This window comes from Streptomyces sp. H27-H1, assembly GCF_026627445.1.
Taxonomy (GTDB): Bacteria; Actinomycetota; Actinomycetes; order Streptomycetales; family Streptomycetaceae; genus Streptomyces.
The window spans coordinates 281,779-300,083 of the sequence record NZ_JAPNLJ010000006.1 but is presented as its reverse complement, the minus strand read 5'-3'; the positions used below and the strand labels follow the sequence as shown (position 1 = coordinate 300,083).

16 protein-coding genes and 4 pseudogenes are annotated in these 18,305 nt (G+C 72.8%); 11 read left to right on the top strand and 9 right to left on the bottom strand.

Annotation, left to right across the window (positions count from 1 at the left end; genetic code table 11):
- Both OTB20_RS09380 and OTB20_RS09375 read right to left on the bottom strand, forming a co-directional pair.
- A pseudogene (locus OTB20_RS09380) lies at positions 1–371 on the bottom strand (hypothetical protein); the annotation flags it as partial.
- A gap of 10 nt (positions 372–381) precedes the next feature.
- Positions 382–1,509, bottom strand: coding sequence for an LLM class flavin-dependent oxidoreductase (locus OTB20_RS09375; RefSeq protein WP_267816303.1), 1,128 nt, complete (start codon positions 1,507–1,509; stop codon positions 382–384).
- Positions 1,510–1,558: 49 nt separating this feature from the next.
- Here OTB20_RS09375 and OTB20_RS09370 point away from each other — a divergent pair, with 49 nt between their 5' ends.
- On the top strand, positions 1,559–2,173 hold the full coding sequence (locus OTB20_RS09370) for a PadR family transcriptional regulator (protein WP_267816301.1): 615 nt from the start codon (positions 1,559–1,561) through the stop codon (positions 2,171–2,173).
- 190 nt (positions 2,174–2,363) lie between these two features.
- Positions 2,364–3,056, top strand: coding sequence for a glycerophosphodiester phosphodiesterase (locus tag OTB20_RS09365; RefSeq protein ID WP_267756867.1), 693 nt, complete (start codon positions 2,364–2,366; stop codon positions 3,054–3,056).
- A 114-nt stretch (positions 3,057–3,170) separates the two neighbouring features.
- On the opposite strand, the gene OTB20_RS09360 is transcribed toward OTB20_RS09365, so the two are convergent.
- Positions 3,171–3,710, bottom strand: a complete 540-nt coding sequence (locus tag OTB20_RS09360; protein ID WP_267816299.1) for a GNAT family N-acetyltransferase — start codon at positions 3,708–3,710, stop codon at positions 3,171–3,173.
- A gap of 134 nt (positions 3,711–3,844) precedes the next feature.
- Between OTB20_RS09360 and OTB20_RS09355 the strand changes: the two genes are divergently transcribed.
- From OTB20_RS09355 to OTB20_RS09340, 4 genes are all read left to right on the top strand, one after another.
- Positions 3,845–4,426: a DUF5134 domain-containing protein gene (locus tag OTB20_RS09355; protein WP_267816297.1), complete on the top strand. Its 582-nt coding sequence runs from the start codon at positions 3,845–3,847 to the stop codon at positions 4,424–4,426.
- A 91-nt stretch (positions 4,427–4,517) separates the two neighbouring features.
- Complete coding sequence (locus OTB20_RS09350; RefSeq protein WP_267816295.1) at positions 4,518–5,456, top strand: M56 family metallopeptidase; 939 nt, start codon at positions 4,518–4,520, stop codon at positions 5,454–5,456.
- A gap of 106 nt (positions 5,457–5,562) precedes the next feature.
- Positions 5,563–6,249: a phosphatase PAP2 family protein gene (locus tag OTB20_RS09345; RefSeq protein WP_267816293.1), complete on the top strand. Its 687-nt coding sequence runs from the start codon at positions 5,563–5,565 to the stop codon at positions 6,247–6,249.
- Between the two features lie 37 nt (positions 6,250–6,286).
- Positions 6,287–6,925 (top strand): TetR/AcrR family transcriptional regulator, encoded by a 639-nt coding sequence (locus OTB20_RS09340; protein WP_267816291.1) that lies wholly within the window; start codon positions 6,287–6,289, stop codon positions 6,923–6,925.
- Here the strand turns inward: OTB20_RS09340 and OTB20_RS09335 are convergent.
- Positions 6,922–8,397: an LVIVD repeat-containing protein gene (locus OTB20_RS09335; RefSeq protein ID WP_420716356.1), complete on the bottom strand. Its 1,476-nt coding sequence runs from the start codon at positions 8,395–8,397 to the stop codon at positions 6,922–6,924. The two genes, OTB20_RS09340 and OTB20_RS09335, sit on opposite strands and share 4 nt — an antisense overlap.
- Positions 8,398–8,481: 84 nt before the next feature.
- Between OTB20_RS09335 and OTB20_RS09330 the strand changes: the two genes are divergently transcribed.
- Together OTB20_RS09330 and OTB20_RS09325 are read left to right on the top strand one after the other, a co-directional pair.
- Positions 8,482–9,135: a DUF305 domain-containing protein gene (locus OTB20_RS09330; RefSeq protein ID WP_420716355.1), complete on the top strand. Its 654-nt coding sequence runs from the start codon at positions 8,482–8,484 to the stop codon at positions 9,133–9,135.
- 52 nt (positions 9,136–9,187) lie between these two features.
- Complete coding sequence (locus tag OTB20_RS09325; RefSeq protein ID WP_267816285.1) at positions 9,188–10,543, top strand: FAD-dependent oxidoreductase; 1,356 nt, start codon at positions 9,188–9,190, stop codon at positions 10,541–10,543.
- An 80-nt stretch (positions 10,544–10,623) separates the two neighbouring features.
- On the opposite strand, the gene OTB20_RS09320 is transcribed toward OTB20_RS09325, so the two are convergent.
- Positions 10,624–10,971 (bottom strand): ArsR/SmtB family transcription factor, encoded by a 348-nt coding sequence (locus OTB20_RS09320; RefSeq protein ID WP_267756858.1) that lies wholly within the window; start codon positions 10,969–10,971, stop codon positions 10,624–10,626.
- A gap of 119 nt (positions 10,972–11,090) precedes the next feature.
- The gene (locus tag OTB20_RS09315; RefSeq protein WP_267816283.1) at positions 11,091–12,227 is read right to left on the bottom strand and encodes an NADH:flavin oxidoreductase/NADH oxidase; all 1,137 of its coding nucleotides are present in this window, start codon (positions 12,225–12,227) and stop codon (positions 11,091–11,093) included.
- 219 nt (positions 12,228–12,446) lie between these two features.
- On the opposite strand from OTB20_RS09315, the pseudogene OTB20_RS09310 reads away from it, so the two are divergent.
- A pseudogene (locus tag OTB20_RS09310) lies at positions 12,447–13,537 on the top strand (WD40/YVTN/BNR-like repeat-containing protein).
- Between the two features lie 217 nt (positions 13,538–13,754).
- Here OTB20_RS09310 and OTB20_RS09305 read toward each other — a convergent pair.
- A pseudogene (locus OTB20_RS09305) lies at positions 13,755–14,699 on the bottom strand (YfbK domain-containing protein); the annotation flags it as partial.
- A 171-nt stretch (positions 14,700–14,870) separates the two neighbouring features.
- The gene (locus OTB20_RS09300) at positions 14,871–15,548 is read right to left on the bottom strand and encodes a uracil-DNA glycosylase (RefSeq protein WP_267816281.1); all 678 of its coding nucleotides are present in this window, start codon (positions 15,546–15,548) and stop codon (positions 14,871–14,873) included.
- A gap of 181 nt (positions 15,549–15,729) precedes the next feature.
- On the opposite strand from OTB20_RS09300, the pseudogene OTB20_RS09295 reads away from it, so the two are divergent.
- A pseudogene (locus OTB20_RS09295) lies at positions 15,730–16,007 on the top strand (uracil-DNA glycosylase); the annotation flags it as partial.
- Positions 16,008–16,208: 201 nt separating this feature from the next.
- Positions 16,209–17,120: a hypothetical protein gene (locus OTB20_RS09290; RefSeq protein WP_267816279.1), complete on the top strand. Its 912-nt coding sequence runs from the start codon at positions 16,209–16,211 to the stop codon at positions 17,118–17,120.
- An 81-nt stretch (positions 17,121–17,201) separates the two neighbouring features.
- Here the strand turns inward: OTB20_RS09290 and OTB20_RS09285 are convergent, their stop codons facing one another.
- Positions 17,202–18,290 (bottom strand): lactonase family protein, encoded by a 1,089-nt coding sequence (locus tag OTB20_RS09285; protein WP_267816277.1) that lies wholly within the window; start codon positions 18,288–18,290, stop codon positions 17,202–17,204.
- Positions 18,291–18,305: the final 15 nt, after the last annotated feature.

Genomic DNA, 18,305 nt, shown 5'->3' with positions numbered 1-18,305 from the left:
AACACCCGGGCCGCCCGGCGCCCCGGCCACCGCTCCGGGTCGGGGTGGTAGACCCGCACCGGGACCGGCGGCGCCCCGGGCGGCCCGGGGACCTCCCGGTCCTCCACGGCGCCCACGGCGGCGGGCCGGGCCGCCCGGGGCGCGGCGGCGAGGATCCGGCGGGCCTCCTCGGCGTCGGTGACCCGGCCCCCGAGATCGGGGAAGAGGGCGGCCAGGGCGTCGGCGTAGGGGCGGGCGGCGGGATCGAGCCGGTCGGCGGCGCGGGCGGTCCCGGCAGGCGCATCGGTCACGGCAGGCGCATCGGGCACGACGGCCGGATCGGTCACGGCGGTTCCGGCGCTCACACTGGCCCCGGCAAGCGCATCGGTCATGGCGGCGGCCCTACGCCTGCTGGTTCGCGAAGTGCGGGATGACCTTCTCGCCCCACTGCCTCAGGGTCTCCAGACAGGCTTCCTGCGGCACGGTCCCCATCTGGATCAGGCACATGATCTCGTCGGCCCCCGCCTCCCGCAGCCGCTCCACGTACGCGATCGCCTCGTCGGCGCTCCCGTAGGCATGGTCCGCGTTGAAAGTGGCCGTGGAGGTGGGCCGCACCGGGATGTCCAGCTCGTTCAACCGGGCCACCACCTGCTCGGCGGCCCTGCGCATTTCCGCCCCCTCGTCGACGCCCGCGACCACCGCCTCGTCCGGCACCCCCGCCCCGCCGTACCAGTGACCGATGGACTGCGCGAAGAACCGCTGCCCCCGGATCCCGATCCGGCGCGCCTCTTCGGGATCGTCGAGCACGATCGTCGGGCAGAGCACCGAGAAGTGGTCGTTGACGGCCGTCGAGACGAAACGGCCGCCGTCCCGGCCGGCGATCGCGGCGTCGTAGACGGAGCGCATGGCCGCTATGGACTGCGGCCCGGCGAAGCCCATCACGAGCGCCCCGACGCCCAGCTCGGCGGCCTGCACCAGGGTCTCCGCCCGGCTGCACGCGAGGAACAGCGGCGGATGGGGGTGCTGGCTCGGCCGCGGCAGGATCGGGTGCGGATCGATGTCGATGAGCTCCCCGTGGTACTCCAGCTCCTCCTCCTGCCAGGCCTTCCCGATGATCCGCAGCGCCTCCTCGACCTCCGCCGTGGTGCGGTCCTTGTCCACCCCGCACAGCGAGGTCTCCTGCAGGGTCCCGCCCCGGCCGGCTCCGAGGTCGACCCGCCCGCCGGACAGCAGGTCGAGCATCGCGGCCCGCTCGGCGACGCGGACGGGGTGGTTGAAGGCGAAGGGCATGCACACGACGCCATGCCCGATGCGTATGGTGTTGGTCCGGGCCGCCACCCAGGTCAGGAAGATCTCGGGAGCACTCATGTGGGCGTACCACTTCAAGGAGTGGTGCTCCACCGCCCAGATGCGGTCGAACCCCATCTGCTCGGCCAGCACGGCCTGCTCGACGCAGTCCCGGATGACCTGGTGCTCCCGTTCCACGGTCGGGTCGGCCAGTTGAGCCTCGAAGATGACGGAGAATTTCACGGTGCCTCCAGGGTCGCGTCCCGTGCCGGGTCTCACTTCTATTCGAAATATGACTAGTAGTCAGAAGCCGAAGAAGCAAGAGCTACCGCCGACCGCGTGGGCGGTTCTCGGCCTGCTCTCCTTCCCCGGGGAGCGGACCGGGTACGAGCTGAAGAAGTGGGCGGACTCCTCCCTGCGCTTCTTCTACTGGTCCCCGGCGATCAGCCAGATCTACGCCGAACTGCGCCGCCTGGAGGAGCTCGGCTACGCGGCCTCCGTGCGGTCGGGACCGGAGGAGTCCCGGGCCAAGCGCCGCTACGGCATCACCCCCGCCGGGCGCGAGGCGTTGGCCGGCTGGGCCTCCGACGTCGCCGACGCGGGCCCCCCGGTGCTCAAACACGGGCTGCTGCTGCGGGTATGGCTCGGACACCTGGCCGAGCCGGACCGGTTGCGCGCGATGGTTACGGAGCATCTGGAGCGCACCACCGAGGAGTTGGACTCCGTACGGGAGGCCATGGCGCACGCGGCCACGGAGCCGGACTGGGCGTTCCCGGTCCTCGCCCTGCGCTGGAGCGAGCGCCAGCACCTGGCCGAACTGGAGCTGACGCGGGCGCTGCTCGCGGACATCGAGGGCCTGGGCGGGCAAGAACGTCAAGCCGGCGGGGACGCGCCCACCCCCGGGTGACCACGCGGGCCGTACCGGGGGCTCCCCAGCCCCCGGTGAGCCCGCCCGGAAGCGGCCGGACGGCGTTGCGAAGCTCCCGCAAAGGCGGTTTCATCGCTCGCGGGGCGCACTAGCATGCGCCTCACATCGCGCGGCCGGTCGGGACACCGCGACCGCGCGGAGAGCCGCCGTCGACGGAAGGATGAGAACCTTGACTTTCCTCACCATCGGGCACCGCGGGGTCATGGGTGTCGAACCGGAGAACACCTTGCGGTCGTTCCTCCGCGCGGAACGCTCCGGCATGGACGTCGTCGCGCTGGACGTACGGCTCAGCAAGGACGGCGCCCTCGTCGTCCTGCACGACGCCGAAGTGGACCGGACCACCGACGGTTCGGGAGCCGTCGCCGATCTGACCCTGGCCGAACTGCGCGGGCTGGACGCCGGAGACGGCCAGCACGTGCCGGTCCTGGACGAGGTGCTCGACGCGGTCCAGGCCCCGCTCCGGGTCCAGGTCCACGACCTGGCCGCCCTCGGGACGTTCGCGCAGCTGCTGCAGCGCCGCGATCTGACCGCCCGGGTGGAAGTGGCCTCCTTCCACGACGAGGTGCTCGTGGAGGCGGCCCGGCTGGTGCCGGGAGTGAGGACCGTGTTCTACGCGAACCAGAGCCCGGCCGAGGCCGAGGAGGTCGTCGCCCGGGCGGCCCTGGCGGGCGCGGAAACGGTGGCCCTCAACATCAGCCACCTCACCCTGCACACCGTGGAGTCGGCGCACGAGGCCGGACTGCGCGTGACGGGGTGGACGGTCAACACGCTGGAGCGGCTGCGGCTGGCGCGGGCCCTCGAACTCGACGGCGTGCTCACCGATTTCCCGGAGATCCGATCCACGGGCCGCTTCACCGCCTGAGGACCGCGCGCGGCGGGTGGCGAACGGCCCATGGACGCCCGTGGGCCGCGCCTCCCGCGACTACAGCGACTCGACCAACTGCAGCGGCTTGACCGACTACAGCGACTTGACCGACTACAGCGGCTTGACCAGCAGCTCGAAGGCCAGGTCGTCGCGGAGCGGAACGCCGAACCGCTCGTTCCCGTAGGGGAAGGGGCTCATCTCGCCGGTGCGCTCGTATCCACGGCGCACGTAGAAGGCGATGAGCTCCTCCCGTACGGTGATCACCGTCATCCGCATCTCCTTGGCCGCCCACTGCTCGCGTGCGCGGCGCTCCGCCTCCGCCATGACCGCCTTGCCGAGGCCGCCGCCCTGCTGACCGGGGCGGACCGCGAACATGCCGAAGTAGACGTGGTCACCGCGGTGTTCGAGGTGGCAGCAGGAGACGATCACGCCGGCCTGCTCCACCACGAGGAGCATCCCCTCGGGGTGCCCGACGATCCGGGCCACGTCCTCGGCGTCGGTCCGCTGCCCGTCCAGGAAGTCCGCCTCGGTGGTCCAGCCCCCGCGGCTCGAATCCCCCCGGTACGCCGATTCGACGAGCTCCACCAGGGCCGGGATGTCCGCCTCCACGGCACTGCGGTAGGTCAAGGCCTGGGGGGCGGCGCTCGGCATCGAGGGCTCCGTTCTGCGCGAGGTCGTACGAAGTGCTTCTCCTGCGGTCGTACAGAGCCTAACCTCGCGCGGCGTGCGGGCCTCGTGAAGGGGGCATCTCTTCCGGTGAAGCCGACGAACCGGGAGGTTCCGCCGTGCACGGTCCAGCCACGTCCCTCTCCACCTCCGTCTCCGCCTGGCTCCTCGTCCTGCTCTGCGCGGTGAGCGGTGCGTACTGTCTGCGGCGCGCGGGCAGATCCGGCGGCGGGGCGGCGGCCGGGGAGGCTGCGATGGGGTTCGGCATGGCCCTGATGGCGGTGCCGCTGCGGCTGGGCGGCGGCTGGCAGGCGCCCGTGCTCGGCGCGGTGTTCTGCGGCGCGGCGCTGCACGCGCTGTGGCTGCTGCGCGGCGGCCCGCACCACGCTCACCACCTGGTGGGCTCGCTGACCATGGTCTACATGGCGCTGGCCTCGGGGACGGGCGCCGGGGCCGGTCCGTCGGGCCACCTCCACGGACAGGGTGCCGGACCACCGCTGCTCACCGGTCTGCTGCTCGTCTACTACGCCGGGTACGTGGTGCTGGGCGGCGCCCGGCTGGTCACCGTCGGCGGCACGGGCGCCGTGGCCGACGCGGCCGACGCGGGCGGCGCGGGCGCTCCAGCGGGACCGGCGGAGGTGATCCGAGCCTGCCGACTGGCCATGGGAATCGGCATGTTGGCGATGCTGCTCACCATGTGAGGCGCCACGGGCGGGCTGGGCGGACGTGTCCTGCATCACCCTTGGCCCGGACCATACCCGCAGGTAGCCGCACCCTCCTAGGCTGAGGTCCATGATGGTCCCCGCCGTTCTCCTGCTGCTCGGCGCCCTGACCGCGGTGCTCGCACCCCGCCTGCTGGCCCGGGCCGAATGGCCCGAGCGCGAACCCGTCGTGGCCCTGTGGGTGTGGCAGTGCGTGGTGGGCGCCGTACTCCTGTGCTTCGCGCTGTCGATGCTGCTGAGCGCGGCCGCCGCCTGGCACGCCGTGCGGGGCCGGCTGTTCGCCGCCGCCCCGCACGGCGTGGTCGACGCGTACGCGCTGGACGCCGTGAGCGGATTCTGGGCTTCCGGCACGGCCGTCGCGCTGGCGGGCGGCGGGCTGTGGACTGGGGCGATGCTGGCCCGGGAAATCCTGCGGGCCCGCGCCGGGCGGCGTGCGCAGGGCGCCGAACTGTTGCTGCGGGCCCCACTGCTGCCCGGGGAGCAGGCCGCCGGGGCCCGGCTCGTCGTCCTGGAGGGGCAGCGTCCCGACAGCTGGTGGCTGCCGGGTCCGACACCGCAGCTGGTGGTCACGACGGCAGCGCTGGGCCGGCTCAAGGGGAGTCAGCTCGACGCCGTACTGGCCCATGAACAGGGGCACGCCGCCGCCCGGCACGACTGGCTGCTGCACTGTTCGCGGGCCCTGTCCGGAGGGTTCCCGCAGGTCCCGGTCTTCGCCGCGTTCGAGGCGCAGATGCACCGGCTGGTGGAGCTGGCGGCCGACGACGTGGCCTCGCGGCGGTACGGGCGCCTGACCACGGCCCTGGCCCTGATCGGCCTGAACGAGGACCGCGGGGTCTTCGGCCCGTCCCCCGCCCCGCACGCGCACGTCCCCGAGCGGGTCCGGCGGCTACTGGCGGCCACGCCCCGCCTGTCGGCCCCGCGCCGGATGCGGCTGACGGCCCTGGCGACGCTGGCCCCGGCGATTCCGCTCCTGGTGGCGTTCGGACCGGGGCTGAACGCGCTGACCTGAGGCGGGCACGGACCCGTGCCGGACGCTCTGGCTCGAGGGCCGCCCGCCGGGGATCGCCGGACCGCCCTTGCCGGGGATCGTCGCGGCCGGGTGCGAGGATCGGGGCATGCGCGGTGATCACGTACGGTGGCGGACCCCGCTGGTGTGCGCGCTGCTTCTCGCCCTCGCCGTCCTGACGGCCTTGGTGGCCGCCCGCTGGGGCCCGCTGCTGTCCTTCGACGGCCGGATTTCGCGGGGGCTCCACTCCCATGCCGTCTCCCACCCGGGGGTCACCGGGCTGATGCGGGTGCTCACCGACTGGGTCTGGGACCCGTGGGCCATGCGCGCCCTGGCCGCCGTGGCCTGCCTGTGGCTGTGGCGGCTGGGCGAGGGGCCGTGTGCGCTGCGGTTCGCCCTGGCCGTCGTCGCGGCCTCGGCGGTCAGTCAGGGGCTCAAGGCCTTGGTGGGACGGGAAAGGCCGGTTTGGCCGGATCCGGTCGACTCGGCGGACTACGCCGCCTATCCGTCGGGGCACGCCCTGACGGCGATGGTGGTCTGCGGTCTGCTCGTGGGGCTGGCCCTGCGCGGATCCCCGGGGCCCTCCGGGCGCATCGTCCTGGCCCTGGTACCGCTCCTGGCCGCGGTGTCGGTTCTCGGGGTCGGCTTCACCCGGGTCTACCTGGGCGTCCACTGGTTCTCGGACGTTCTGGCGGGCTGGCTCCTGGGCGCGGTGCTCGTGATGCTCGCGGTGTCCGGTGGTGTCTGCTCTGGGCGATCCCCCGTGTCGCCCAGAGCAGACGGTCCAGCGCGCTGAGTATACTGGCTCCGAGCCAGTCAACGCAGGAGCAAGCATGTCCCCGCGCAGCGCATCGGTCAATGAAGAATTGCGTAGGCGTTCCCGGGAGCGACTGCTGCAGGCCACGGTCGAGCTCGTCGCGGAGCGCGGCTACGAGGCCACCACCCTCGGCGACATCGCCGACCGGGCGGGAGCCGCCCGCGGCCTGGTGTCGTACTACTTCCCGGGCAAGCGCCAGCTCCTGCAGTCCGCCGTGCACCGGCTGATGCACCTCACCCTTGAGGCGGCACTGGAGCGCGAACCGCTCCCGGAGGGCCCCGACGGGGGCCGGGAGCGGCTGGCCCGGGCCATCGACGCGATCCTCGGGCTGGCCCGGGACCGGCCCCGGCTGATGCGGACCCATATGGCGGGGATCCTGCAGGCGGACGGCTTCGTCCAGTGCGCCGAGCAGCAGCGGCTCGCTGAACTGCTGCGGGAGACCGTCGAACGGTACGGATCGCCGGAGGTGGACATCGACTACCCGCTGCTCCGCGCGCTGCTGATGGGCGCGGTTGTGGCGGTGCTGCTGCCGGGCGCGCCGATGCCGGCGGCGCGGCTGCGGGCCGAGCTGTTCCAGCGGTACGGGCTGGACTGGGAGCTGGGTGTCCCGCCGGACGGCGGACCGCCCGGCGGAACGTTTCCCTTACCCCGTTAGCGGTATTCGGGCTGGCTCTGCACGTTGAGCCGGTCCAGCCGCACCCACTTGGCGCTGTCGGTGCGCCAGTCGTCGAGCCGCAGTACGTCGAGGCCCTTGACGATGTCGTTCGAGTAGATGTGCCCGTTGTAGTAGTACGCGGACCAGGAGCCGCCGAGGCCGAGCCGGTCGGTGGTCAGCGGGCCCCGCTCGAAGTAGCCGATCTCCTTGGGCTTGGTGGAGTCGGTGAACTCCCAGACGGAGATGCCGCCCTGGTACCAGGCCTGCACCATGATGTCGCGGCCGCCGCCGACCGGGATCAGCGAGCCGTTGTGGGCCACGCAGTTCTCGGTGTCGGCCTGCAGGCGCGGGATCTTGAAGTAGCTCTTGAAGACGAGCTTGCGCTGGTCTGCGCGGCCGGTGATCTCGTAGATGCCGTCGGCTCCCCGGGTGGGGCCGGTCGCCTCGTTGCAGGTGGCGCCGCCGCCTCCGCCCAGCTCGTCGGTGAACACCACCTTGTCCGCACGCTCGTTGAAGGTGGCCGAGTGCCAGAACGAGAAGTTCACGTTGTCCTGGACCCGGTCGATGACGCGCGGCGCTTCGGGCTTGCTGATGTCGAAGAGGAGGCCGTCACCCATACAGGCGCCCGCGGCGAGGTTCTTGGAGGGCAGCACGGTGATGTCGTGGCAGCCGGTGGTCTTGGAGACGCCCGGGTTGGTGGGCCCGCCCGGGTTGCCGCCGTCGGGGAAGAGGACCGGGAAGGCGACGACCGCGGCCCGCGTCGGATTCTTCTTCGGGACCTTGACGACCGAGATGCCGTCGTGCGGGGGCTTGCAGTCGGGGAAGGCGTCGTTCGGGGAGTACGAGGAGACGTAGAGGTAGACGTCCCGGCCGCCCGGGACCAGCGTGTGGGTGTGGGAGCCGCACGCCGTCTCGACGGACTTGACGTACTTGGGGTTCTTCTTGTCCTTGATGTCGAAGATCCTGATGCCCTCCCACGAGGACTTCTCCGTGGCGGGCTGCGAGACGCTGTTGCAGGAGTCGTCGCTGCGCGAGGAGTCGGTGGAGAGGAAGAGCAGGTCACCGTCCACCGAGATGTCGTTCTGCCCGCCGGGGCAGAGCACTTCGGTGATCTTCTCGGGTGCCTTGGGGTTGCCGATGTCGTAGATCGTGAAGCCGCTGTAGCTGCCCGCGTAGGCGTACTTGCCCTGGAACGCCAGGTCGGAGTTGATCCCGTTCGGATCGGTACTGGGGATATTGGCCAGGGGTTTTATGTTCCCGCTGTGGACGATCTCGTCCTGGCCCGGGATCTCGCCGGGCGCCAACTCCCGTCCCGCGCCTGCCGCGGTGGCGGCGTTCTGCGACGCGCCCCGGACCAGGTCGCCCGGGTCGGGGGTGGCGGACGCGGGTCCGGCCGCCAATAACGTGGCGAGGAGTCCGGCCGCGGTGACGGCCACTCCCAGGGATCTGCGCCGCGCTCTGCTGGTCTGCATCGAGGTCACTGTGCCCTCCCATGAGTCCGGTCGGTCCGCCCGTGGTGGGAACGGAACGCGGACCCCGGCAGTATGGTCCTTTGCATGGACATGGCGAAAGTGTTACTCGGGCGAATCGTCGGAGCGGCTCTGGCCGCCGGACTCCTGCTCCCGCTCGCCGGCTGCACGGACGGCGGCGATCCGGACGGGGAGGCCCGGAGCGGGGCCGCCGTCATCGCCCCCGGCAAACCCGGCGAGAAGGCCCGGACGATCTCCCCCGAACAGGCGGCGAAGGAGCTGCCCGACGACACCCCCAACGCGGCGGACCGAGCGTACGTCCGCCGCATGACCGAACACCACAGGCAGGCCCTGGCCATGAGCGCCCTGGCCCCCGACCGGGCCGCCTCCGACGGGGTCAAACGGCTCGCCGAGCGGATCGCGGCCGCGCAGCGGCCCGAGATCGGCGCCATGGAGCGATGGGCGGCCCGCTACCCGGCGCCAACGCCGGACGTGGACGGCCACGACCACGCGGCGATGCCCGGCATGGCCACCGAGCAGCAGCTCGAGGAGCTGACCGGGTCCTCGGGGGCCGCGTTCGACCGGCTCTTCCTCGCGTTGATGACCGTCCACCACGAGGGCGCCCTGAAGATGGCCGGCGAGGCCCTGGCCGCGGGCAACAACGTCGCCGTGGAGGAGATGGCCACCGAGGTGGTGGCCACCCAGACCACCGAGATCCACCGGATGCGCGCGATGGGCTGACGGCCCCGGCACCCGGTGTCATGCTGGGAACACCTGCGGGAGGAGCTCCGCCGTGCTTCGTATCGCCGTCGTCGGATCAGGCCCCAGCGGGGTCTACGCCGCACAGACACTCGTACAGCAGCGTGAGGTGCCGGGCGTTCGGGTCGACGTGCTTGACCGGCTGCCGGCTCCGTACGGGCTCGTTCGCTACGGGGTGGCCCCCGACCACGAGAAGATCAAGTCCCTGCAGAGCAGCCTGCGCACCGTACTGGAGGACGAGCGGGTCCGCTTCCTCGGGAACGTCGAGGTCGGCGGGGAGGCGCTGCCCACCGCCCGGCTCCTGGAGCTGTACCACGCGGTGGTCTACTGCGTCGGCGCGGCCCGGGACCGGCTGCTCGGCATCCCGGGCGAGGACCTCGTCGGGGTGCACTCCGCCACGGCCTTCGTGGCCTGGTACAGCGGCCATCCCGACGCGGCGGCCGAAGCCTTCGGCCTGCCCGGGGTGGATTCGGCGATCGTCGTCGGGGCCGGGAACGTGGCGGTCGACGTGACGCGCATCCTCGCCCGGGGCGTACCGGAGCTGTCCCCCACCGACATGCCACAGCCGGCCCTGGGGGCGCTCGGCGCCAGCGGGGTGCGCACGGTCCACATGGTGGCCCGGCGCGGCCCCTCGCAGGGCAAGTTCACCACCAAGGAGCTGCGCGAGCTGGGCACGCTGCCGGATGTGGACGCCCTGGCCGACCCGGCGGAGCTGGCTCTCGACCCGGCGTACGCGGACCCGGACCTGGCCCTGCCCGCGGTGAACCGGCGCAACGTGGAGGTGCTGCGCGGCTGGGCGGCCGCTCCGGCGGGCGGCGCGCACCGGCGGATCGCCCTGCGCTTCTTCCTGCGCCCGGTGGAGGTGCTCGGCGGACCGGACGGCCGGGTCACCGGGATGCGGTTCGAGCGGACCGCTCCCGACGGCCGGGGCGGGGTCACCGGGACCGGCGTCCATGTGGACGTCCCGGCGCAGTTGGTCCTGCGCTCGGTGGGATACCAGGGCGTCGCACTGCCCGGGCTGCCCTTCGACGAGCGGCGCGGTACGGTCCCGCACGCGGCGGGCCGGGTGCTCCGGGAGGGCCGCGCCTCGGTCGGGGAGTACGTGGCGGGCTGGATCAAGCGCGGCCCGACCGGGGTCATCGGCACCAACCGGCCCTGCGCGAAGGAGACGGCCTCCTCCCTGCTGCAGGACGCGGGGGCGCTGGCCCGCCGCGAGCGGGAGCGCGACCCGCTGGAGGCCCTGCGCGAGGCGGGGCTGCGGCCGGTCCTGTGGCCGGGCTGGCTGGCCGTCGAGGCGGCGGAGGCGGAACTGGGGCGGTCCCTGGGCCGGCGCTCCGTCAAGATCCCGGACTGGGCGGGCCTGCTTTCCGCTGCGGGTGCCGCGGACTGAATTCCCGGGCGCGGGCCCGGCGCCTGCTTCAGCCCCGGCGCCCGCTCAGCTCCGGCGCCTGCTTCAGCCCCGGCGCCCGCTCAGCTCCGGCCCCGCGCCTCCTCGGCGGCGGCAGCCGCGAGGACGCCGTCGAGGAGCCCGGGGAACAGCTCTGCCAGTTCCGCGCGGCGCAGTCCGTTCAGCTTGGCGGTGCCGCGGTAGCACTGGCGCACGACGCCGCTCTCGCGCAGGACCCGGAAGTGGTGCGTGGTCGTGGACTTGGTGACCGGGAGCTCGAAGTGTGAGCAGCTCAACTCGGCTTCGGTGGCCGCGAGATCGCGGACGATGGACAGCCGGACGGGGTCGGAGAGGGCGTGCAGGACGCCTTCGAGCCGGATCTCGGCGGCCTCGGGGTGGGCGAGGACACGGGCCGCTTCACGTTCCGCCATGTCCGTACTCCACTCTCAAGCGATCAGGGGTCGGGCCCATCGTACGAGAACCTTCGTAGGACCGGGGCCGGCCTGAGGGGAACGCGGCGCGGGGACCGGGGGCCCCGCGCCGCACCGGTTCACCAGGAGCGGTGGTACTGCTCGGGCGTACGGATCTCGGCGCCGAGCTCGGCGGCGGCGCGGCGGGCCCAGAACGGGTCCCGCAGCAGCTCACGGCCGAGCAGGACGGCGTCGGCCTCGCCGTTGGAAAGGATCTTCTCGGCCTGTTCCGGCTCGGTGATCAGGCCCACGGCGGCGACCGGGAGGGCGGTCTCGGCCCTGACCCGGGCCGCGAAGGGCACCTGGTAGCCGGGGCCCACGGGGATCGTCACGCCCGGGGCGAGGCCTCCGGTGGAGACGTCGAGCAGGTCCACGCCGTGCTCCTGGAGCAGCGCGGCCAGCCGGACGGTCTCGTCCGCGGTCCAGCCGTCCTCCTCCAGCCAGTCGGTGGCGGAGATACGGAAGAACAAGGGGAGTTCCTCGGGCCAGGCGCCCCGTACGGCATCGACGACTTCGAGGGCGAGGCGGGTGCGGTTCTCGAAGGAGCCGCCGTACTGGTCGGTGCGCTTGTTGCTGTGCGGGGAGAGGAACTGGCCGATCAGGTATCCGTGGGCGCCGTGGATCTCGACGACCTGGTAGCCGGCGGCGAGTGCGCGCCGGGCGGCGGCCGCGAACTGCTCGACCACGTCCCGGATCTCCTGGACCGTCAGCTCGATGGGGACCGGGTGGCCCTCTGCGAAGGGCACCGGGCTCGGGGCGCTGGGCTGCCAGCCGTGCGCGTCGGGTCCGACGGGGCGGCCGCCCTTCCAGGTGCGGTCGGTGGAGGCCTTTCGGCCGGCGTGGGCGAGCTGGATGCCGGGAACCGTTCCCCGGGCCTTGAGGAAGGAGGTGATCCGGCGCAGGGCCTCGACCTGGGTGTCGTTCCAGATGCCGAGGTCGTACGGCGAGATCCGGCCCTCCGGGGCTACGGCCGTGGCCTCCTGGACGATCAGGCCGGTGCCGCCGGTGGCGCGGGCCGCGTAGTGCGCGAAGTGCCATTCGTTGGCGACTCCCGCGTCCGGGCCGAAGGCCTCGGCACTGTACTGGCACATCGCGGCCATCCACACCCGGTTCGGGACGGTGACCGAGCGGATGGTCCAGGGCTGGAACAGGGCGGCGAAGGCAGTGGGGACTGCGGAGACGGCAGGGGCAGCGGTGACAGCGGTGACAGCGCTCATGAGGGCTCTCCAGAGGTGACCGGACGCGCACCGGAGACCGGCGGCTAAGTACGAGATTCACCGTACTACGGAATTCCTCGTAGTACGAGCCTTCTCGTAGTACGAGCTTTCCCGTACAACCGGTCGGCCGTGCGCGTGCCGACCGGCCGCTGTCAGTGGTCGGGTGCAGACTGACGGAAAAACTGCCGTGCAGGACAACGACGTCCGGAGGTGTCGGCCATGACCGACGTGGTACTGCTCGCGGGGACCAGAAAGGGACTCTTCATCGGCCGCCGGGATTCCGGCGGCACATGGGAGTTCGACGGGCCCCATTTCAACGCCCAGGCGGTCTCCGCCGTCGCCATCGACCGGCGCGGCCCCGTGCCCCGGCTCCTGGTGGGTGGCGACAGCTCGCACTGGGGCCCCTCCGTCTTCAGCTCGGACGACCTGGGCGCGACCTGGCGGGAGCCCGCCGCGGCCGCCGTGAAGTTCCCCCAGGACACGGGCGCCTCCCTGGAGCGGGTCTGGCAGCTGCATCCGGCCGGCCCCGAGGCCCCGGACGTGGTCTACGCGGGGACCGAGCCGGCCGCCCTGTTCCGCTCGGCCGACCGCGGGGAGTCCTTCGAGCTGGTCCGGCCGCTTTGGGAGCACCCGACCCGGGACAAGTGGGTACCGGGCGGCGGCGGCGAGGGCCTGCACACCGTGATCACCGACCCGCGCGACCCCGACCTGGTCACCGTCGCGGTCTCCACGGCCGGGGTGTTCCGCAGCACGGACGGCGGGGCGAGCTGGGCCCGTCCAACCACGGGGTCTCGGCGGTGTTCCTGCCCGATCCGAACCCGGAGTTCGGGCAGTGCGTGCACAAGATCGCCCAGGACCCGGGAAACACGGACCGGCTCTACCTGCAGAACCACTGGGGCGTCTACCGCAGCGACGACGCCGGGGGCCGGTGGACCGACATCGGCGCCGGCCTGCCCTCGGACTTCGGCTTCGCGGTGGCCGCCCACCCGCACCGGCCGGACACCGCCTACGTCTTCCCGCTCAACGCCGACTCCGACCGGGTCCCCGCGGAGCACCGCTGCCGGGTCTTCCGCACCCGGGACGCCGGCGCGAGCTGGGAACCCCTGACGAAGGGCCTCCCGGCCGGGGACCACTACGGCACGGTACTGCGGGACGCGCTCTGCACGGACGACGCGGACCCGGCCGGGATCTACTTCGGCAACCGCAACGGCGAGCTGTACGCCAGCCGGGACGACGGGGACAGCTGGCAGCTGCTGGCCGAGCACCTCCCCGACGTCCTGTGCGTACGGGCCGCCGTGCTGAACGGCTAGTGCTGTGGCCGGGAAGGTTTGCCGGGTCGCGGTGTCCGGTGCGGTGCATCGCAAGGCGGAGGACCACGACCCGTACTGGACGTACTTGCCCGGTCCGACAACGCAGGGGGCACCTCCCAGCGGTAGCTGGGGGAGAAGTGCCGTGCCGGGCGCCGCGACCCGGTGAACCCTGCCGGGCACAGCACTAGCACTCCGGCCGCAGGTGCACGGGCGGGCGTCAGCCGGTGAGACGCCCGGCCTGCCGTACGGACTCCGCCAGTTGGGAGACGGCGGAGTCCTCGGTGTGTCCCGCCAGCCGGTCCGCGTGCCCGGCCAGCCCCGCCAGCGGCAGGGCGCCCGGCAACCGCTCCCAGCCGCCGTCCCGCTCTCGCAGCGCGGAGGCGAAGTAGGCGGCCACCACGGTGACTTGGAAGCGCGGGGGCGCCTCGCTCCACACGTCGCCCCACAGCGCCGCCGCCTCCACCCGGCCGGACTCCTCGTGCGGGGCCCGGGTGCGCGGGTCCAGCCAGCGCACCGTCGCCGTCGCCAGGTGCCCGGCGGCGCCGGGGCGCAGCCGTACCGCGTACAGGGCGGTCACGGTGTGGCCGGAGCCGACCTCGCCACCGTCCACGGCGTTGTCCCGGAAATCCTCGTCCGCGACGCGGCGGTCGTCATAGCCGATCAGCCGGAACCGTTCGACCGTCTGCGGATCGAAGGCGACCTGCGCTTTGGCGTCGCGGGCCCGCAACTGCACCTGGGCCGGGAGGTCTTCGCAGAAGACCTTGCGGGCACCGGCCGCGTCGGAGACGTACGCGGTGTGTCCGTCGCCCTGGTCGGCGAGCCGCTCCATGAAGGCGTCGTTGTACTCGCTGCCCACGCCCACGCCGAACAGGGTGATGCGGTGCGCGGTCCGGGCCTGGTCGATCCGCTTCAAGATGGCATCGGCCGAGGTGGCGCCGGAGTTGGCCAGGGCGTCGGAGAGCAGGACGACCCGGTTGGTGGCTCCGGGGCGCAGCGACTCGACGGCCACGTCGTACCCGCGGGTGACCCCGGCCTCCACATTGGTGGAATCGGCGGTGCGCAGCCCGTCGACGACCTCGTGGGTCCGGTCACGGTTGCCTTCGACGCGAGTCATCGGAAGCAGGGTCCGGACCTTGGCGCTGAACGTGACGACGGCGACCGACGAGATGGCCGTGACCGCCCGCGGAGGCCGGGTTCACGGCGTCGTTTTCCACACCGACAGGGGCGCCCAGTACAACGCGGCCGCCCTCGTCGACGTCTGCCGCCGGCACGACATCCGGAGGCTCTCGCGCGTCCAGAGTCGTCCCCGAGCCCAGCGAGAACGCGGCAGGCCCTACGGCAGTCGCCAGTCCACCGGCTGGGCACCCTGCCTGACAAGCAGGTCGTTGGCCCGGCTGAACGGGCGGGAGCCGAAGAAGCCCCGGTCCGCCGACATCGGAGACGGGTGCGCGGACTCCACGGCCGGCAGCTCGCCCAGCAGCGGCCGCAGATTGCGCGCCTCGCGTCCCCACAACACCGACACCAAGGGCTTGCCGCGGGCCGCGAGCGCGCGGATGGCCTGCTCGGTCACCGCCTCCCAGCCCTTGCCGCGATGGGCGTTGGGCTTGCGCGGAGCTGTCGTGAGCGAGCGGTTCAGCAACAGCACACCCTGCTCGGTCCACGGCGCCAGATCACCGTTCGACGGCCTGGGCAGCCCCAAGTCGGAGTGCATCTCCCGAAAGATGTTCTCCAAACTGCCCGGCAACGAACGAACTTCCGGCGAGACCGCGAAACTCAACCCGATGGCCATCCCGGGCGTGGGATAGGGGTCCTGCCCCACGATCAGGACACGGACGTCATCGAAGGGCTGCTGGAACGCACGCAGGACATTCGCGCCCGCCGGAAGGTAGGTCCGACCCGCCGCTATCTCGGCCCGAAGGAAGTCCCCCATGGCCGCGATGTGTCCAGCGGCAGGCTCAAGAGCCTTCGCCCAGCCTGCTTCAACAAGTTCATACAAGGGTCGTGGCGCCACGACGCGTCACTCTACTGGCACATACACGCACCCGCATACGCAGGGGACGCCTCCACGCAGGGGCCAGCCCTCAGGCGCTACTCTTCCCCCGCATCAAGATCTTCGAGCCGGTCGAGCAGATCACGCGGCCGATCACCGGGAAGGAGGGGAGCTTGTTTCATCCAGTGGTCAAGCCACTCCGCCATGCGCCCATCGCGGCAAGGACTGGGAGGCGGTGACCGAGCAGGCCATCCGCGCGCTCGCGGCACGCGGCAAGCCCTTGGTGTCGGTGTTGGGGGGGCGTGAGGCGCGCAATCTCCGGCCGCTGTGGGCGAATTGCCGGCCGTGGAATCGGTGCACCCCTCCCCCATGTCCGCGGACAACGGGTTCTTCGGCTCCAGGCCGTTCAGCAGAACCAACGACCTGCTGGTCGGCCAGGGCGCGCACCCCGTGGACCGGCGACTTCCCTCCACCGGCTGACCTGCACCGCGACCCGCAGGGCGACCCGCCGGGCGACCCGCCGGGCGGTCTGCGGCGCACCCGCTCGGTCACCACTGAGGTCACCTGCGTGATCGAAGGGCTGAACCGTATCTGACATTCCTCGGATAAATACGGACAGATGCCGCCCGAGAAGGCCCTGCCCGAACACCCGGTTTCGATAAGCCAGTAGCATGCGGCGCCATGAGCTCTCCCACTGGGCCCGCAAATGGCCTGCCCGTACGAATGCCGCGACCCCGCCAGACCGGACGGCACCGCCGGCCCGAGCCCGCGGTGGCGCCCGAGGGCGCGCCCGCGCTGGTGCTCGCCGTGCCCGGTGTCCCCTCGGCCGCCTCGCGGGGGCTCGCGGAAGAGATCATCAGCATCGGCCGCTCCGAGCTGCCCGGCCTGGACGCCCGGGTCGGTTTCCTCGACGGTGACGACGCCACCGAGTTCCCGTCCCTTTCCGGCGTGCTGACCGTCATCGCACAGGACCGCGCCGCGCGTGCGCAGTCCGCCCGCGCCGCCGGCCAGGAGGTACCCGCGCCGACCGGCCCGGACGCTGTGGTCGTGCCCCTGCTCGCCGGTCCCGACGGGGATCTGCTGCGCCGCGTGCGCCAGGCCCTGATGGACTCCACGGCCGCCGCCGAGCTGGCCGACCCGCTCGGCCCGCATCCGCTGCTCGCCGAGGGGCTGCACGTGCGGCTGTCGGAGGCCGGCCTCGCCCGCGCCGACCGGGCCAGGCTCTTCAGCGTGACCACGGCCGCCGACGGCATCGTCCTGGCCACCACCGGTGGCGAGGAAGCCGTCAAGGCTGCCGGGATCACCGGCATGCTGCTGGCCGCCCGTCTCGCGGTGCCGGTGATGGCCGCCGCCCTGGACGAGGAGGGCTCGGTCGCCGCGATCGCCGACCAGCTGCGCCGCGAGGGCTCGACGCAGCTCGCGCTGGCGCCGTACCTGATCGGCCCGGAGGCCGCCGAGGGACTCCTCGACACCGCCTGCAAGGAAGCCGGGTGCAGCGCCGCCGACGTCCTCGGCTCGTACCCCGCGCTCGGCAAGCTGGCCGTCGCGCAGTACTCCGCCGCCCTCGGGATCACTCAGGCCGCCGCGCACTGACACCCTGCTCTCGCCGGACGTACGAGGGCCCGCGCCCCGGGATTCCGGGGCGCGGGCCCTCGTACGTCCGGCGGACGGATGTCAGCCGAAGACCACGCAGGTGGCGGCGGGCACGGCCACCGAGCCGGCCCGGCGGGGCTCGCCGGTGAGCGGGTCCACCTCGAACCAGGTGACGTCGCCCGAGCGCTCGTTGGCCGCGTAGAGCCGGCGCCCCGACGGGTCGGCGGTGAGATCGCGCGGCCAGCTGCCTCCGCACGGCACGGTGCCCGTGAGCAGCGGTTTCTCCGCGCCGCCCTCGAGCGAGAGGGTGACGATGGTGTCGGCTCCGCGGACGGCCGCCCAGACGAAACGGCCGTCGGGCGAGGCCACGACCGCCGAAGGGGAGGCCGCTGCGGACCCTGGAGCGCCCGGGGAGGCGACCGGAACCTCGGCGACCGGTTGGAGCTCGCCCGAGTCCGCGTTCCAGCGGCAGACGGTCAGCTGCGGCTCCAGCTCGTGCAGGACGTAGACCACCTCGCCGGACGGGTGGAAGGCGAGGTGCCGGGGGCCGGTCCCGGCGCGCAGTACGGTCTCGGAGTGGACGCGCGGGGCCCCGGTGTCCGGGTCGAGCGCACAGACCCGGACCGAGTCGGTGCCGAGGTCGACGCTGAGCACCCAGCGGCCACCGGGGCCGGGCAGCACCTGGTGTGCGTGCGGGGACCTCTGCCGGCCGGCGTCGGGGCCGGAGCCCTGGTGGGCCAGTACGGCGGCGGGCTGCCCGATCGCGCCGTCGGCGGCGAGCGGGAGGCTGCTGACGCTGCCGGAGGTGTAGTTGGCGGTCAGCAGCCGGCGCCCGGCCACGCTGAGGTGGGTGGGGCCGGCGCCGCCGACACCGACGGGCGCGCCGAAGGGGACCAGCCCCTCGGCGGTGGTCAGGAAGGCACCCACGGCGCCCTGTTCGGCCTCGCTCACGGCGTACAGCACGCCGGCGGCCGGGTCGTGGGCCAGGTAGGAGGGGTCGACGACCGCGTCGGTGGCCGCGAGCACGGTCAGTGCCCCGGTGGCCGGATCCACGGCCGCGGTGGTGACACCGCGGCCGCCCCCCGAGGTGAACGAGCCGATCCAGGCCCGGTGTCCGCCGCTGCCGGGCGTTCGGTCCGTACCGCCCACACCACTGTCCGCGTCGCTCACGAGAGGCCCCTCTCC

Excerpts from the sequence above, each read along its gene's own strand:
- OTB20_RS09370 (WP_267816301.1), top strand. The coding sequence starts at position 1,559 with ATGACTAGTAGTCAGAAGCCGAAGAAGCAAGAGCTACCGCCGACCGCG.
- OTB20_RS09360 (WP_267816299.1), bottom strand. The coding sequence starts at position 3,710 with ATGCCGAGCGCCGCCCCCCAGGCCTTGACCTACCGCAGTGCCGTGGAG.
- OTB20_RS09350 (WP_267816295.1), top strand. The coding sequence starts at position 4,518 with ATGATGGTCCCCGCCGTTCTCCTGCTGCTCGGCGCCCTGACCGCGGTG.
- OTB20_RS09345 (WP_267816293.1), top strand. The coding sequence starts at position 5,563 with ATGCGCGGTGATCACGTACGGTGGCGGACCCCGCTGGTGTGCGCGCTG.
- OTB20_RS09340 (WP_267816291.1), top strand. The coding sequence starts at position 6,287 with ATGTCCCCGCGCAGCGCATCGGTCAATGAAGAATTGCGTAGGCGTTCC.
- OTB20_RS09335 (WP_420716356.1), bottom strand. The coding sequence starts at position 8,397 with ATGCAGACCAGCAGAGCGCGGCGCAGATCCCTGGGAGTGGCCGTCACC.
- OTB20_RS09330 (WP_420716355.1), top strand. The coding sequence starts at position 8,482 with ATGGACATGGCGAAAGTGTTACTCGGGCGAATCGTCGGAGCGGCTCTG.
- OTB20_RS09320 (WP_267756858.1), bottom strand. The coding sequence starts at position 10,971 with ATGGCGGAACGTGAAGCGGCCCGTGTCCTCGCCCACCCCGAGGCCGCC.
- OTB20_RS09315 (WP_267816283.1), bottom strand. The coding sequence starts at position 12,227 with ATGAGCGCTGTCACCGCTGTCACCGCTGCCCCTGCCGTCTCCGCAGTC.
- OTB20_RS09290 (WP_267816279.1), top strand. The coding sequence starts at position 16,209 with ATGAGCTCTCCCACTGGGCCCGCAAATGGCCTGCCCGTACGAATGCCG.